Here is a 15,438-nt window from a genome sequence, read left to right as displayed (position 1 = left end):
GGATTGTTTTTCTTGGCAGTCATGCAGTAACCCTCATGTTGGTTTAAAACAAAACAATTGACTAACCAATTCAATTGTTAACCTGCCTTGTATGGGATAACCACCTGGGGTTGCGGTTCCCCTGAAATGCTCTCGCGGGCTCGATGGCTGACGAGTGGCGAGATGCGCTGTAGCCCGTGTAAACATAGGGCTTTGAGCCCTATGAGAAATCAGCTGTATGAGGATTGGGCGTAGGTTGAAAACCATTAGGCTCCGAGGTCAACCAGCCGTCCAGGTCACGAGGCTCATACTCTTGCGCAGCTGGCATGTCAGCCGGGTTATCGCTCACGATAGGGTCGGGTTGTGGTACTTCGGGACGATGGGCCATGGCATCAATTCTCATATGAATAAAACGCACTCGGCGCAAATGTGCAGAGTGCTGAAATTGATAGTAGGCAAGAAGGCAAGTTCCGGCCTTTCATCGTCTCCCTGAAGCAGATAGATGAAAGGTCAAAAACGGGTAGGTGAGTAGAATATAAGCCCACGCGCTGTCTGAAAAATTTCTTTCACGCTTTCGTATTTACTCTGAGCAAAATCATAGGCGGCTTAATGATCAGGCGTACCTTTAGAGGCAGCGTGATTTGCCAAAGCATGGGCGAGCTTGGCAAGCAGCCTGCCAGATTTCTCGCAAGTGGCGAGACCGCATTAGCGTTGTAGCTTTGCTCAGGCGGTTCTGTCTAGAACTGAGACAGGGAATATCCCTCACAGTGGCTCGATAGGCATGGCCTTTCAACGTCTATCAGTACAACACGTACCGTTTTCGGTGCCGCTAAAAAGGAATAACCAAACGCCGAAATGTACCCGACTGTAAAGCCACAGGCAGGGCATCGCTGGCGCTGATACTCTGGCTATCGAGGAGGGTGGCTAATAGGCAGCAGCCTCAAAACACAAGCGAAAAATTTTGACTACCTAAAGGAGTACCACTGTGTCCGAACAGGAATATCAGAAGTCTGTGAACCAACCAAATGGCGAAAAGGTACTTATGAAAATGGAGCCTGATGCTCTGTATCTCCTTACCTTCCGTGACAAACCAGGCGCGTTTGCTTGCAAGTTCGTTGCACCTGATCGCCTGGTTTGGAACGGCATCGACATGACTGAGCTAGCTGAAGAGGCCTATGTTCAACCTTTCTCGTCCCCCTTGGACAAGGTTCTTCTTAGCCATTTTATGATGCATGCACCAGCAGAGCCTCAGGCATGGTTTAAGCCCGTTATGCCACCTTGTCCGCCTGAAGACTGGCGTAGCAATGACGGCGAAAAACGCTATGACAGCATGACCAACGCCATGGAGGCCTGCGGTTCCAATGGTTGCCAAGACATGAATAGAGCTGCGCGTGAGCTGTGGAAAGAGGTCGAAGCTAAACAGCGTTATGTCCAATGGCCTCGCGCTTGGGCTCAAGCACAAATCGATCAGTTGAACCAGTAAAAGAAAGTCGCCGAAACGGCTGGGAATATCATCAGTACGTAGCAGGGTTGTAAGCCACTTTGCACCCTGCCAAAAGCCAGCCCTGGATATGTGGTCAGCACTCATTCGTCAATAGAAACATCAAGCGCACCAAATCAAACCCGCTTAGGCGTTTTTATAAAAAGGCGAATGGCTCTTTGGGGGCTGAGGTCAGTAGGACTCTACTGAGCACACGTAATAACATCTGATGCAAAGATGAGTTCTGCTTAACCAGAACAGGAGACGACGGGCTGTCTCGATTAACGAGGCGTCTGGTTTTACTGGGGCAGTATTGATTACCCCTTCCGCTTGAACGGAAGGGGTAGAGTCAGGCAGTGATACCTTATACTTTGGGCGTCTTAGCCCGGCTGGCACGAGGCTTCTTTTCGGTCGCTAGTTTTTCAACAGGCGGCTTTTCAACCTTGGACTTGGCACTTTTGGGCTTGACCGCTTCCTTGACCTTTTCCACTGCCTGCTCGGCCAGGGTAGCGGCCTTCGGCTTGGTGGCCCGCGTTTTCTTCGGCGCGGCTACGGGAGTTTCGGCTGGCGCAGCACCCGGCTGTTGCTCCGCTTCATAAAGTTTGGTAGCCATTTCCCAATGGCGATGCTCCTGATGAGACGGCCGCCCTTCAGACTCCCATATCTGATAGGCGAGCTGCTGAATGCGTTCAGTGCGTTGGGTCATTGTTGTGTCTCTCCTTGGGCCAGGTCTTGTGTAATCAATAAACCAAGAGGGAAATTTGCTAGAAGCTCGCTTACTTTAAGTTCACTCTGTTTCACATGGACAGATGAATGGCTGAAAGTTTCCGTAAAAGAGCGACCTGCCAAGTAATCAGGCACTTTAATTCGAGTGTCCTGCCATGCAGTTGCCTCGAAGAAAGGTATAGAAGCGTTATTCAAGAAAGGCCATGACCGCAACGGAACGACAAGGATGGCTGCTTTGCCCTGGTGCTCGCGAGCAAAGGCAAGCACATGCTCTGCCTGTGCACCTACAACTGTAAGAGGGGTATAGCTACCTTGGGTGAAAAGCTCTGGATGCGCCTGCCGTACGGCCAGGGTAAGTGCAATCACACGCTGTTTGACGCGCCCGTCTTTCCACTCCTTGAGCAATTCAGCCGGCGCCTTGCTTTCCTTTAACGCCGCGATGCGGGGCGGATAATTGACGGCACGACGGTTGTCCGGCTCTACCAGGCTGAAGTCCCAGAAATCACAGCCCTGATATAAGTCAGGGACGCCAGGTGCGGTCATGCGCAGTAAGGCCTGTACCAAGCCATTAAGCGCACCGGCCGGTGCGATACGCTCGACCATCTCGACCAGGGAGTGACGTAAGGCGGTGCCTTGCTCGCCGGTAAGCAACCCCTCAAGGAAACGGCGGCAGGCGGTTTCGTAATCGGCATTAGGGGTCCACCAATCCGATTCAAGCTTTTCTTCACGCAGCGCCTTTTCCTGCCAGGGCAATAGCCGTTCCAGGTAAGCCTTAAGACCTTCAGCATCATCGGCACGCAGGTTTAGCGGCCAGCTGGCCAGTAGCGTTTGATAGAGCATCAGCTCATCGCCTGGGGTAGGTGCTGGCTTATCGGCATAGGTGCCACGCAAAGGGGCTGCCAGTTTCATCCAGTGGGAGGCGGCTTCGATATAGTCTGTAGCCATTTCTGAAAGCACGGCGAGGCGGGCGCGGGTGTCTTCACCACGCTTGTGGTCGTGGGTCGCCGTGGTCAGCATGTTGCGAGGAAAATGCTCTGAGCGCCACTGACTGGTCTCATGAAACTCCTCTGGCGTTTGGCTGAAGTTTTGCGGATCGAAGCCTACGTCGTTACGCGACAGCAGGGCGCCGGAGCGATAGCAGGCGGTATCTTCCACCGCCTTGGCAGCAACAGGAGAAGTCAGTTGCTGGAATTTTGTGATGGCCCGGCGCTGCTCACGACGGGCCAGACTACCTGCCGACTGACGGCAGGGCGCCTTGCCGCCTAACCACTGATGAAGCAGATCGAGCACGGGGAGCTCCGCTTCGGACAGGTTAGGGCGAGCGCCTTCAACAGCCTTCTGGAAGAACTTCTCATCTTCGCCAGTAAAGCCAGCGGCACTGACATAGGTGCGGTAAACCGGGAAGTGCACGATCAGTTCGAGCAGGACGCGACGAATAGCGCCCAGGCTGGTATCGCGCGTGCGCCAATCCTGTTGGGCCACAACGTGCAAGGTATGCGCAGTAGACTCGAACTCACTGGCCAGGGCAGTTGTAACCACCAGACGCCGCGCCTCGCGAACTTCTTCCATGAAGTCGGCCGGTCGACCTGTCCGCTCCGCCCAGAACTCAGTTAGGGGCTTTTCACCAGTAGGATCATGCATGACGCTGGAGACTTCATTCATGAATTCGTAACCGGTGGTGCCATCGATCCCCCAGTCTTCGCGCAAGTGTTCACCTTCGGCCAGGATCTTCTCGACATAGATCGGGAATCCGCCTTCCGGTGCTCCACCTGGGCGGCTGGCACAAATGTCGTCGATCTGGCGGCGCAGCTTGCGGCAATAACTGCGTGGGTTAGCAAGTCCGTCAATATGATCAAGGCGCAGACCATCGACCAGCCCTTCGCGGATCAGTCGGAAGGTCATCTCGTGCATGGCCTCGAACACTTCCGGCCGCTCCATGCGAAGCCCGCCTAATTCCGTGATATCAAAGAAGCGGCGCCAGTTAATGTCATCCGAGGCAGTACGCCAGCTCGCCAGACGGTAATGCTGACGCTCGAGTAGGGCATGCAAGCGTTCGTGATTGGCCGCATCGGTGGCGTCGAACGCCTCCAGGCATTTATCCAGCGCAGCGCGTGTGGCTGGATTTTGCTTCAAGCTGTCCGCCAGCTGACGCAAAGCCTCTTCGGCTCCTTCACGGTCATCTTCACGAGCCTCGAAGGCATCGGCAAACAGGCGCAGCTCGGGTTGATCACCCTGGCGCAGGATATCGGCATACGTGGGCGGCGAAATAGGGAAATGGTGAGCATAGTATTCGACGCGAAACCCGTCTTTTTCGTCGAATACCAGTTTGAGCTCGCCCGCCTGAAGAATGTCACCATAGGCGCTGCCTAGGAACGGTAACAGTAACTGGCCTTGCAGTTCAGGGTCAGGGCTATGCCAGTTGATGTCGTAGAACCGTGCATAGGGGCTGTGCCGGCCCCACTTGAGTACGTCGAGCCACCAGAAATTTTCAGAGCCACCCACACTCATGTGATTGGGAACAAAGTCCACAATTAGCCCCATGCCGCGCTCGTGCAAGCGTGCTACCAGCCGCCGTAGCGCCTCTTCTCCGCCCAATTCCGGGTTGACCCGGGTGGGGTCGACCACATCGTAACCATGCACAGAACCGGCGCGGGCAGTGGTGACAGGTGATGCATAGAAGTGGCTGATCCCCAGGTCGGCGTAATAGTCGACCAGGGGAAGAGCATCGTCGAAGGTAAAGTCCTTATGAAACTGAAGGCGGACCGTGGCGCGCAATTGACTCATGTGTTGCTCTCCGCATCATGACGGGCCGTCACCAACAGCTTGAGGCGACGAGTCGGGGTTTCGTTATCCAGTAAGGTGCTGGCAGTGTCCGGCCAGCGACGGCGCCAGTTCGGATGGCTATCAATCGTGCCGGGCAGGTTGGCCTGTTCCTCAAGGCCAAGGGCATCTTCGACGGGCAGAATGGTTAGCGTGGCCGGGCTTTTGCCGATATGCCGAATGCAGCCATCTACAGCATCCTCTACGGCATCCAGGTCAGCGCTTTGCAGCCCTAGGGTTTTAGCCAGGCGCTGACGATCTTGAGCACGTTGCTGTTTTTCCTTTTCTTCGGTCGTGTCTTCGGCCAGCTGTTCCAGGCGGGCCTGCCATTCGATATCGCGGCCGATCCACCAGCCTTTCATCGTTGGGAGATCATGTGTGGTGGTGGTGGCCATAGAGGTGGACAGCCATTCTTCGGCAGGTTTGAAGTTCTGATCTTCGTCACGCTCGAACATCAGGACCTGCATTCCCATGATGGCCTTGTCGGTCAGCCGCTCACGGAAGCCCTCAGGCACAGTGCCCAGATCTTCGCCCATGACAATGCACTCGTTGCGCCAGGATTCGAGCGCGACAAGCCGCAGCATGTCTTCGATGGGATAGGAGAGGTAAGCACCTTCCTCTGGTGAAGCCCCTTCAGGTACCAACCACAGGCGTTGCAGACCCATCACGTGGTCGATACGCACACCGCCGGCATAGGCAAAATTAGCCTGCAGCATTTCAATGAAGGCACGAAAGCCGTTGCGCTTGAGCCCGGCAGGAGAGAAAGCCGAAATACCCCAGCCCTGGCCGCGTTGGTTGAGCAGATCAGGCGGTGCACCTACGCTTACCGATGACAGGAGTTCTTCCTGACGGCTCCAGGCCTGGCTACCGCCACCGTCAGCACCAACTGCAATATCAGCGATCAAGCCAATATGCATGCCGGCTTCTTTAGCTGCCTTCTGCGCGTTCTCCAGGCCACGAGCTGCTAACCACTGAGTGAAGGCATAAAATTCCACATCCTGAGCATGACTCTCGGCAAATTGTGCAACCGCAGGGTTGGAGGGCTCACGATACTCTTCAGGCCAATGCTGCCAGCTGGGCGCTGAGTCACCATGAGTAAACGAGGCATGCAGCGCTTCGAAGCGGCAGTGGTTTTCCAGTGCTTCTCCACCTTTCTTACGGAAGGCTTGAAAGTCTTCCCATAAGTTGCCGCCTTTACAGCGGAAGTCCATATGCAGGGCGCGGTAAAGGCGCAGGCGTGTCTTGACCAGTGCTGGCCAATCGATCAGGTCCAATTGCTCAAGGCGAGCCCATTCCTGCTCAAGCCCGGTCCGCTGGAGGGCATGCTGGACGGCCTTTTCGCCTAATAGTGCCGAAGGAGCTGCGTTGAGAATATTCAGGAACATCCGGCTTGAAGGCGAATAAGGGCTGTGGCGGTTTCCGTCGGCGCTGAACATGGCATGCAGAGGGCTGATAGCCACGGCATCAGCACCGTGGCGGGCAGCGGAGCGAACAAATTCTTCAAGTGCCTTTAGATCACCGATCCCGCCGTCACCCTGGCGCCGCAGGCTGTACACCTGTGCCGCCAGCCCCCAGGCGCGTGGTTTGGCTTTGGCCAAGGCATCTGCCACCGTAAAGCAGTGCTGTGGCGCAATGGCCAGGGTCAGACTCTGGTCGCCCAGTGTGAGCGTGTGATACCCCATGGATTCGACCGGGGCCAACTGACCGTTACTATCAACCTTGCCTGAAACGGTTTCGCCGCTTTCCAGGGTGAGCGTGTAGGACTGACCGGTTTTGAATTGGCCTGTCGTGCCGATGGGGGCACTGCAATCGCCTGTGATGAGCGGAGGCAAGTGTTCGCTGTCTTCCAGCTCGTCGAGCTTTGCCATGCTTTGGCGAATATTGTCTTCCGTCTTGGCCGGAAGGCCCAAGGCTGACAGGAGATGTTGCAGCGACTCGTCCGAGACATGCTGAGATTTGCCGTCGAAAGAGGTCCAGTCGATAGAGATGCCTGCCTTTTCAGCCAGTTTATGTAGCGCGTTTGATTCGCTCATTAGGCTTCCTCCAGCCAGACCATAGCGGTATGGGCCGCCAGTTGACCCTGGTCGCGTACGGATACACTGCTGTCAGCGCTGGAAAACAGCAGGCGGCCGGGCTTCTTGCTGGCTACCGGGACGGCGGTTTCGCTCAGGTTGATCTCGATCGTAAGGTGTGCGCCATCTCCCAGGGACCAGGTCGCTGTAACTGCATGTGTGCCCAGGGCCTCAGCCTTGGCTGGTTTCGCACCGGGCAAACGAGGGATGATTTCCTTATGGCGAAGTTCAAGCAAATGCTTGTACAGCCCGATCCACAGCGCATGATCAGGCTGGTCGGCCTCACCGAAGTTGGGTTTTGAATCTTCGAATGTCCTCAGGGCATTGGGATCGGGAATCTTTTCCCGGTTTTCTTCATGTGTGAAGAATTCGAAGTCTTTGAATTCATTGCGGCGGCCGTCGCGCACCAGTTTGGCCAGTTCTTCGTTGTGACTGGTAAAGAACAGGAACGGCTGGCGGCTGGCCCATTCTTCACCAATGAAAAGCAGTGGGATCATGGGACTAAGCAGGAGCAGAGTTGTTGCGGCTCGCAGCGCCTGTTCGGGAGCCAGTACAGCCAACCGCTCGCCCAGGGCCCGGTTGCCTACCTGATCGTGATTCTGCAAAAAGATTACGAAGGCTGTTGGCTGCAGGTGACCGCTGGGCTCGCCGCGGGCCTTGCCATGCCGTGATGCCTCGCCCTGGTAGATAAAGCCTTCACTCAGGCAACGCACCAGCTTGTTGGTTGCATCTTCGGTAAAGTCCTGATAGTAGCCTTCATTCTCACCGGTCAGCATCGGGTGTATGACGTTATGCCAGTCATCGGCCCATTGACCGTCGTAATGTACGCCACCGAGTAGGGAAGCGGTGTTGTCTTCGTTTTCCAGCACCAAGTGAACGTGACGACCTGGCTCGACTGTAGAGCGGATCTCATCCGCCATTTCGATCAGGAAGCCCTTGTCGCCAATGGCATGTACCGCATCGAAGCGCAGGCCATCGAAGCGGTACTCCATCAACCACATCAGTGCATTGTCCTTGAAGTAGCTGCGTACGGCTTCCTGACGAAAATCGATGGCAGCGCCCCAAGGGGTATGAATGTCTTCACGGAAGAATTTTTCGGCATAGGCATGCAGGTAATTGCCATCCGGCCCGAAGTGGTTATAGACCACATCGAGAAACACCATCAACCCGTGCTCATGGGCTACATCGATCATGGCCTTCAGGTCTTCAGGCGTTCCGTAGGACGCCTCGACGGCGTAAGGCAGCACGCCGTCATAGCCCCAGTTGCGCCCGCCCGGAAACTCACTGAGCGGCATCAGTTCAATGGCAGTTACACCGAGGCCTGCCAGTTTAGGAATGATATCGGCCACGCCGTTGAATCCGCCCAGCGTGCCGACATGCACTTCGTAGATTACGCTTTCATGCCAGGGACGACCCTTCCACTCGGTATGACGCCATTCGTATGCCCGTGGGTCGATCACGATACTGGCTTCATGCACATCGCCTGCCTGGGCGCGGGAAGCGGGGTCCGGTACTAGCAGGTCGCCGATTTGATAACGGTAACGTGTCCCGACGCCACACGCGGCTTCGGCACTAAACCAGCCGCCTTCCAGCGACTGCATTGGAATGATCATCCCGCCATCCATGACGATGTTCACGTCTTGTGCATTGGGCGCCCAGAAGCAGAACCGGGTGCGATTGTCAGATAGAAGCGTGGCGCCGGCAGTGCAGGGCCAGGCATAACGATTAGGCTTATCGAGTGGGCGTGACAAATCACTCATGCGTACTGTCCTCAGCCGGAGGGGCAGGTGGGGCACGTGGGTGCGGGTTCGATAGTTCGAGCGCTCTCCCGTCACGACGACGGGAGGTTCCTTCTATGACCAGAGGAAAGGCGCTAAAGTTGAATCAGATAGCTGCTTGTTCTTGACGAACTTTGCCAAGCAGCGACTGGTAGAGCTCATCGTAGGGCTGAGCGCTTTGAGACCAGTAGAATGGACCATTCATTGCACGGCGGCGCATGGCCTGGAGCAGATCCTTGCGAGCAAAAACTTCGAAGGCGCGTTTGATAGACCGTTGGTAGCTCTCAAGCGTGTGCTCATCGAATAGAAAACCGGTTACGCCATCTTCAATACTGTCCGCCAGGCCACCTGTACGGCGAGCAATGGGCAGCGAGGCGAAGCGCTGTGCATACATCTGACTCAGTCCGCAGGGTTCGAAGCGAGAAGGCATCAATAGAAAATCGCTTCCGGCAAACATCCGGCGGGCTTCGGTTTCGCAAAAACCGATATGCACGCCCACCTGACCAGGGTAACGCTGCGAAAGGTTGCTCACTGCCCGCTCAACAGCAGGCTCGCCGCAACCAATAATGACCAACTGACCGCCTTGGTGAATGATCTGGTCGGCCGCCTCGATGGTTAGATCGATGCCTTTCTGGTGTACCAGACGGGAGACTACTGCAAACAGAGGGCCGGACGACGCGGCCAGGCCGAAGTCGGCGCGGACGCGATCAGCATTGGCCTGCTTGCCTGACCAGTCGTACGGCGAGAAGCTCTGGTACAGGTGAGGGTCGTTGCACGGGTCCCAACCCTCATCGATACCGTTGAGAATGCCGGACAGTTGAGCGTGCTCGGCCTTGAGGCGAAGCAAGCCATCAAGACCGCAACCAAATTCAGGCGTAGTGATTTCACGCGCGTAAGTCTGGCTGACCGTAGTAATGTGGTTAGAGTAGACGAGACCGGCTTTAAGGAACGAAATCTTGCCGTAGTACTCAAGCCCGTCGATAGAAAAGGCCGATTCTGGAATACCCAGGTCCGTCATGCAGCGCCGTGGAAAGACACCCTGATAGGCCAGATTGTGAATAGTCATTACAGACGGTGTCTTGAGCCCACGCCAGCGTAGATAACCTGCAGCGAGGCCAGTCTGCCAATCGTTCAGGTGCAGTAAATCAGGACACCACCGAATAGACGATGTACCCGCAGCCATCTCGGCAGCAGCCGAGGCCAGACGGCCAAAGCGAATGTGGTTGTCAGCCCAGTCAAGACCGTGAGTATCGCTGTAAGGCGTACCGGGACGTTCGTAAAGTTCGGGGCAAACTAATACATAAATCACCAGGCCGTCTTCTTGGTCGACACGGGCAATATCACAAGCTGGCATAGCGGCATGTGCAGGCACGCGACCAACAATCTGCATGTCGTCGACAATGGCATCCATGACCTGGCGATAACCTGGAATCAGGACACGTACATCATGCAGGGATGACAATGCGCGGGGCAGGGCAGCAGACACTTCACCCAGGCCACCCGCTTTGACAAAATCGGTAATTTCCGGAGTAACGAACAACACGCGCTTGCGGGTTTCTACCACTGAGCTCAGTTTGAGTTGAGGCTCATCAGCAACGGTACGCAAACGGTTAACAGTTTGAACCTCAACATTCGCCGGTTCTAGCGATTCTAGTTTTCCCACTATGGCATTCGCCATGATGCGCTCCCTAATAAGCAGTAATGACTGAGGTCTACCCCATGAACGCATCTTTTAAAGATGACTTCCTGATCAGGATCAAAAACGTTCACAGCCATGCTGCTCTTACAGCCCCCTGGCAACGTCCCCCTGTAAGGGACTGGACAAGAGGCGGTTAGGAGACGCCAAGATGTCCAGTCGTATAAAGATGACCTGTACCTGCAAGCTGAAGTTTCACCTGTAAGTGAACTCAAAATGAAAATGTGCTAGATCCGTGCCGAAAAATAGGTTGCGGCTTGGATTGGCTTGTTCAGCTTTGCCGATGATGATGACAATTACGCGACAAGTTCCTGCTTTATAAGCGCAAAATCAGATCTCAGGCTGTCTGGCTGGGGCAGTATGCATTTCGTCGGATGGTGCGGAAGGCCTCTCAACTTGAGTGCCAATCTCCGCACGCAGTTGTGGCAGGCACTCTGGATACTCACGGTTGATGAATGCGATGAGCCGCTCACGTATATGGCAACGCAGGTCCCAATTTTTCGACGAGTCTGATGAGCTGGCCAGTACCCGTAGTTGCATGGCTTTTTCAGAGGTATCCGTGACTTGAAGCACACATACGCGTCCATCCCACAAATGGGGCACTTCCTTGCACAAATGCTCCACTTCAGCGCGTAAAGGCTCCATAGGGACGGAATAGTCCACCCAGACGAATACCGAACCGATCAAGCTTGAAGCCGTACGTGTCCAATTCTGAAAGGGCTTCTCAATGAAGTATTGCAACGGCACTACGAGGCGGCGGTCATCCCAAATCCTGACCACAACATAGGTCCCGGTAATCTCTTCTACGCGGCCCCATTCATTTTCGACAATCACGACATCGTCAATGCGAATGGGCTGAGTAACGGCGATTTGCAGACCGGCGATAAGGTTGCCTAGCACAGGGCGGGCTGCAATACCCGCCACGATACCGGCAACCCCGGCCGAGGCAAGCAGACTGGCTCCGATCTGGCGCACCGACGGGAATGTCATGAGCATGGACGCCAACCCGATCAGGAAAACAACAAAGCTGAGGCTTCTTACCATGACGCGTGTCTGCGTCAGGATACGGCGTGCTCGCAGATTGTCTTCAACATCGACGGGGTGGCGTAGGGTAATGGTCGCGCCAATGGCTTTTACACAGCGTAAGCCTAACCAGGTGAAAGCGGCCAGGGTGATCAAGGCCGTAATGTGGCGAATGCCATCGATAAGCAGCAGTGTATCGGGAGCCGATCCCAGTACGCCTTGTAGAGCTATCATCGGAATCAGCAGGCTTGCCGGACGTTCGGCATAACGCACCAGAGTGCTGGTGAAAATCAGCGAACGGGAAAGGCGTTTGAGTACTTTGGTAATGACCGTGACGGCCAGCAAGCTGATAAGAACGGAGACACAGGCGGCCAGGAGAGTCGCCAACCAGGGTGACTCAATAAGGCGGTCTATGGAGGGCATGCCAAATCCTTAGGAACGTAATCCTCTTTCAATGAAAAAGCCGCTTTGGCGGCTTTTGTCATACGCACCCGACCTCAGGAGCGCTTGGGATCTTCCGGTGTCATGGGCTCACCGGCATCAGCATCGTTAGCGGCTTTTATCTTCTGGAGTTCGGTCAGAGCCGATACGCGGCGTGCATAGCTCCGGGTGACATCGATAATCATCATGGCATCGCACCTTTAGGCTATAGGGATCACGGACAACATCAAAATTGCAACGTGCTTAGTTACGGACTGAAAGACTCAAGCAAGGTTCCTCGAACAGGGTGCATCGGATAGGCGAGGCGGCAGGCGGTATAGTGGTGAAATGCTATCAAGCAATTAAGTAATACCAGCCCTATTGAAAGAAAGCATATTTATCCCCTTGAACCGACATTTAATAAAGTAGACAAGTCAGAGCATAGGTGTAGAAGGCATTTTTACCCGGGTTCTCTCAAGCAAGGAGCAGGTTGGCCGTTAACTTGGCGATAGGCCTCTAGCGTACTAATGCCTCAAGTGTTTCAGGTTAAGAAAACTTTACTCACCAAGTCGCCCTCCAAAATAGTGCTAAAAGAATAAATAGGCGCTTCGCTATAACCAGCATTACGTTTTGCCTGCTGATTGAAGGACCCTGATGATCCCGCGTGCCTCTGATATTGCTTCAAGCCTTACGGCTTCGCGTCGAATGCTGCAGGTGGCTCCCTGGAAGTTTGCCTTGGCTTATTCCTGCTTCGTGGTGATATGGATACTAAGTACGGATGCAGTTATTCATACCTGGGAGTTGCCTAGCTGGACTTACTCTGCACGTGGCTTTTTTACCGGCGGGTTCACAGTCGTTTGTATGTGGATTTTCACGCGGCGGCTTGCAGAAGGAGCTATCCGAACCCAGAGTCTTATCAGTGAGGCCGAAGGTGGTTACCGAGCGCTTTTCGAGGTGCACCCGGCACCCATGTGGCTTTACGACAAGAGAAGTTTGATGATTCTTAAAGCCAACGAGGCGGCTGTGGCTACCTATGGCTATACCTCGAAAGACTTTGCGAACTTGTCGATTCTGGACCTTTACACGCCGGCTGAGCGGGAAAACATCCTGCAAGGTGCTTCTGTTCAAGAAATTAACTCCAGTGCGCTGTCCGGTATCCGTAAGCATGTCAGTCATGACCAGCGGGTCATGACCATGGACGTATTGGGTAATGAGGGGCTTTTCAAGGGGCAGCCATACGGACTGCTCATGGCCCACGACGTCAGTGCGCATTTCGAGATGGAACGAAAGCTGGCGCACAGCTTAGGTGTCATCGAACTGGCTCAGCAAATAGCCATGATGGGTTATTGGGAGCAGGATCCTGTAACGTTGCGCATGACATGGTCCCAGGAAATCTATTCGATTCTTGGAATCGATGGAGCGATGCTTCAGCTGGACATGGCTTGTTTTCTTTCAGCGGTTCATCCGGATGACCGAAAGCGGGTCAACATGGCGCATCAGGATATTGCCCGGACAGGCCATATGACCTTGGAGTATCGAGTAGTCAGGCCTCAAGGAGAGATTCGCTACATTTACGAGCGGGCGACCATTACGCGCGAGCCCAGCGGTGGCGCTCGAATCTTGCTGGGTACATACATCGATATCACCGAGCTGAAGGCGGTCGAGCACCGTCTGGCCGAGCAGCAGAAGCGCTACGAATATATGGTCAGCCGTTTGCCGGAAGGCGTTTTGATCGTTCGCAAAGGCGCCATACATTATGCCAATGCGGCGGCCTTTGACATGTTTGGTGGCTCAATAAAGCTATCATTGGAAGAGGCGGATTTTTCCCAGTGCATCCATCCGGAATTTCGGGCCCGTGAGATCGACCGCCTCAGTGCCTTGAAAAAAGGCCTGATCAATGAGCAACCCTTTCGCTATTTGAAGCTGTTACGGCTGGATGGCAGCGAGTTCGAGGCAGAGGTTGCCGAAATTGTGCTGGAAGACAAAGGCCAGCGAGATATTCAGCTGATTGTTCGTGATGTCAGCCAGGCTCAGCAAATGCGTCGTGCTTTAGAGGACGCAAATAGCCGTTTGCAACAACTTTCCCAGCGGCTCATCGAAGTGCAGGAAGTCGAGCGTCGCCAACTGGCTCGTGATCTGCATGATGATGTAGGCCAACAGCTAACCGGGCTTAAACTGCACCTGCAACGTCTGATCAAGAAGCTCGACCCTGAACCCTCCTTGAAGGAAATGGCCCAAACCATAGCGCATAGTGTTGATGAGGCCTTGAGCAAGGTACGCAGTTTATCGCTCTCGTTGCATCCATTGCAGTTGGAGAATCTTGGCCTTGAGGCAGCGGTACGCTGGCATCTGGCGCATTTCCTGGAGGCTACCCAGACGAAATGGGAGTTACAGGTTGCCGGGCCGGTCAGCGAAACGTCGCCGGAAAAGGCCGTTGCCGCCTTCAGGATCGTTCAGGAGGCCATTGCCAATGTGGCCCGCCATGCGCAGGCCGATACTGTTCGGATTTCGCTGAAACGAGACGCGGAAGGATTGAAGCTCGAAATTCTCGATGATGGTCGAGGCTTTGACGTAAATGAAGCTATCCAGGGAGCCAAAAGCCTGGGATTGACCAGCATGCATGAGCGAGTGGCCTCGTTGGGCGGCGAAGTGAAGATATCCAGTCTGAAAGGAGTGGGAACACGGATTTCCGTGAGGTTACCGGCCGTTCAGGCTCCTTTGAAATGAGGAATGAGCTGTGGTTAAACGCGTTGCGCTGGTCGATGACCACGCTTTGATCCGAGCGGGGCTCCGGGCGCTTGTTCAAGATCAGCCTGGTTATGAGGTCGTGGCCGAAGGCGGTGACGGTACAGATGTCGAGTCCATTCTAAGCCAGGCCAAGCCTGATATTTTGCTGCTGGACATCAGCATGAAGCAAATGAGTGGGCTTGATGCGCTGAGACAATGGCGAGCCCAGTATCCCGATGTACAGATTCTGATCCTGTCCATGCATGCCACGCCTGATTATGTATTGGCAGCACTCAGGCTAGGAGCGCGTGGCTATCTTCTTAAAGATGCTGCAGCACAGGAACTGGACCTGGCGCTTCAGGCGCTGGCCCGGAACGAGTCGTATCTAAGCCCTGGTATCGCCCAGACGGTCATTCAGTCTGCCATCGTTGAGGGCCGACCTCGAGAGAATAGCAGCGAGCCCACACTGACCCCGCGCCAGACGGAAATCCTTCGGCTCATTGCGCGGGGCTGCTCGACCCGCGATATCGCCCAGGGACTTGGACTGAGCGTCAAGACTATCGATACGCATCGCTCCCAGATCATGGACCGCCTGAATCTTCATGACGTGCCATCCTTGGTTCTGTATGCCGTACGTAAGGGCCTGATCAGTCCTGAGGATTAAGGAGCTAAAAGGTTGGTTTGTACTAGGGGATTACCCGATACCTCCGGCTTGAT

Annotated in this window: 11 protein-coding genes; 3 read left to right on the top strand and 8 right to left on the bottom strand. The window is 54.8% G+C overall.

Features of this window, described 5'->3' with window-relative positions; genetic code table 11:
- Positions 1-199: 199 nt before the first annotated feature.
- Positions 200-367 (bottom strand): hypothetical protein, encoded by a 168-nt coding sequence (locus IQ22_RS23195; RefSeq protein ID WP_158635437.1) that lies wholly within the window; start codon positions 365-367, stop codon positions 200-202.
- A 597-nt stretch (positions 368-964) separates the two neighbouring features.
- On the opposite strand from IQ22_RS23195, the gene IQ22_RS15195 reads away from it, so the two are divergent.
- The gene (locus IQ22_RS15195; protein WP_145143482.1) at positions 965-1,462 is read left to right on the top strand and encodes a hypothetical protein; all 498 of its coding nucleotides are present in this window, start codon (positions 965-967) and stop codon (positions 1,460-1,462) included.
- A gap of 361 nt (positions 1,463-1,823) precedes the next feature.
- Here the strand turns inward: IQ22_RS15195 and IQ22_RS15190 are convergent, their stop codons facing one another.
- The 7 genes from IQ22_RS15190 to IQ22_RS23850 form a co-directional block, all read right to left on the bottom strand.
- Positions 1,824-2,165 carry a DUF2934 domain-containing protein gene (locus IQ22_RS15190; RefSeq protein ID WP_145143480.1) on the bottom strand — a complete coding sequence of 114 codons (342 nt, stop codon included), beginning with the start codon at positions 2,163-2,165 and terminating at the stop codon, positions 1,824-1,826.
- Complete coding sequence (gene treY, locus IQ22_RS15185) at positions 2,162-4,969, bottom strand: malto-oligosyltrehalose synthase (protein ID WP_145143478.1); 2,808 nt, start codon at positions 4,967-4,969, stop codon at positions 2,162-2,164. The genes IQ22_RS15190 and treY overlap by 4 nt, the downstream gene beginning before the upstream one ends.
- Positions 4,966-7,038 carry a 4-alpha-glucanotransferase gene (malQ, locus tag IQ22_RS15180; protein WP_145143476.1) on the bottom strand — a complete coding sequence of 691 codons (2,073 nt, stop codon included), beginning with the start codon at positions 7,036-7,038 and terminating at the stop codon, positions 4,966-4,968. Before malQ ends, treY begins: the two co-directional genes overlap by 4 nt.
- The gene (gene treZ / locus IQ22_RS15175) at positions 7,038-8,837 is read right to left on the bottom strand and encodes a malto-oligosyltrehalose trehalohydrolase (protein ID WP_145143474.1); all 1,800 of its coding nucleotides are present in this window, start codon (positions 8,835-8,837) and stop codon (positions 7,038-7,040) included. The genes malQ and treZ overlap by 1 nt, the downstream gene beginning before the upstream one ends.
- 124 nt (positions 8,838-8,961) lie before the next feature.
- Positions 8,962-10,533, bottom strand: a complete 1,572-nt coding sequence (gene glgA / locus IQ22_RS15170; RefSeq protein ID WP_145143472.1) for a glycogen synthase GlgA — start codon at positions 10,531-10,533, stop codon at positions 8,962-8,964.
- A 348-nt stretch (positions 10,534-10,881) separates the two neighbouring features.
- Positions 10,882-11,997 carry a mechanosensitive ion channel family protein gene (locus IQ22_RS15165; protein WP_145143470.1) on the bottom strand — a complete coding sequence of 372 codons (1,116 nt, stop codon included), beginning with the start codon at positions 11,995-11,997 and terminating at the stop codon, positions 10,882-10,884.
- Positions 11,998-12,071: 74 nt separating this feature from the next.
- The gene (locus IQ22_RS23850; RefSeq protein WP_280177094.1) at positions 12,072-12,203 is read right to left on the bottom strand and encodes a hypothetical protein; all 132 of its coding nucleotides are present in this window, start codon (positions 12,201-12,203) and stop codon (positions 12,072-12,074) included.
- Positions 12,204-12,648: 445 nt separating this feature from the next.
- Between IQ22_RS23850 and IQ22_RS15160 the strand changes: the two genes are divergently transcribed.
- Positions 12,649-14,721, top strand: a complete 2,073-nt coding sequence (locus tag IQ22_RS15160; protein ID WP_145143468.1) for a sensor histidine kinase — start codon at positions 12,649-12,651, stop codon at positions 14,719-14,721.
- Positions 14,722-14,731: 10 nt separating this feature from the next.
- Complete coding sequence (locus tag IQ22_RS15155) at positions 14,732-15,385, top strand: response regulator (protein ID WP_145143466.1); 654 nt, start codon at positions 14,732-14,734, stop codon at positions 15,383-15,385.
- Positions 15,386-15,438 lie beyond the last annotated feature (53 nt).

This window comes from Pseudomonas duriflava (assembly GCF_007830155.1).
Lineage (GTDB): Bacteria > Pseudomonadota > Gammaproteobacteria > Pseudomonadales > Pseudomonadaceae > Chryseomonas > Chryseomonas duriflava.
This window is presented reverse-complemented; position numbering and strand designations above follow the sequence as displayed.

What these genes read in the sequence shown, in the direction of transcription:
- IQ22_RS15165 (WP_145143470.1), bottom strand. Translation starts at nt 11,997, where the DNA reads ATGCCCTCCATAGACCGCCTTATTGAGTCACCCTGGTTGGCGACTCTC.
- glgA (WP_145143472.1), bottom strand. Translation starts at nt 10,533, where the DNA reads ATGGCGAATGCCATAGTGGGAAAACTAGAATCGCTAGAACCGGCGAAT.
- treZ (WP_145143474.1), bottom strand. Translation starts at nt 8,837, where the DNA reads ATGAGTGATTTGTCACGCCCACTCGATAAGCCTAATCGTTATGCCTGG.
- IQ22_RS15160 (WP_145143468.1), top strand. Translation starts at nt 12,649, where the DNA reads ATGATCCCGCGTGCCTCTGATATTGCTTCAAGCCTTACGGCTTCGCGT.
- treY (WP_145143478.1), bottom strand. Translation starts at nt 4,969, where the DNA reads ATGAGTCAATTGCGCGCCACGGTCCGCCTTCAGTTTCATAAGGACTTT.
- IQ22_RS23850 (WP_280177094.1), bottom strand. Translation starts at nt 12,203, where the DNA reads ATGATGATTATCGATGTCACCCGGAGCTATGCACGCCGCGTATCGGCT.
- IQ22_RS23195 (WP_158635437.1), bottom strand. Translation starts at nt 367, where the DNA reads ATGGCCCATCGTCCCGAAGTACCACAACCCGACCCTATCGTGAGCGAT.
- IQ22_RS15190 (WP_145143480.1), bottom strand. Translation starts at nt 2,165, where the DNA reads ATGACCCAACGCACTGAACGCATTCAGCAGCTCGCCTATCAGATATGG.
- malQ (WP_145143476.1), bottom strand. Translation starts at nt 7,038, where the DNA reads ATGAGCGAATCAAACGCGCTACATAAACTGGCTGAAAAGGCAGGCATC.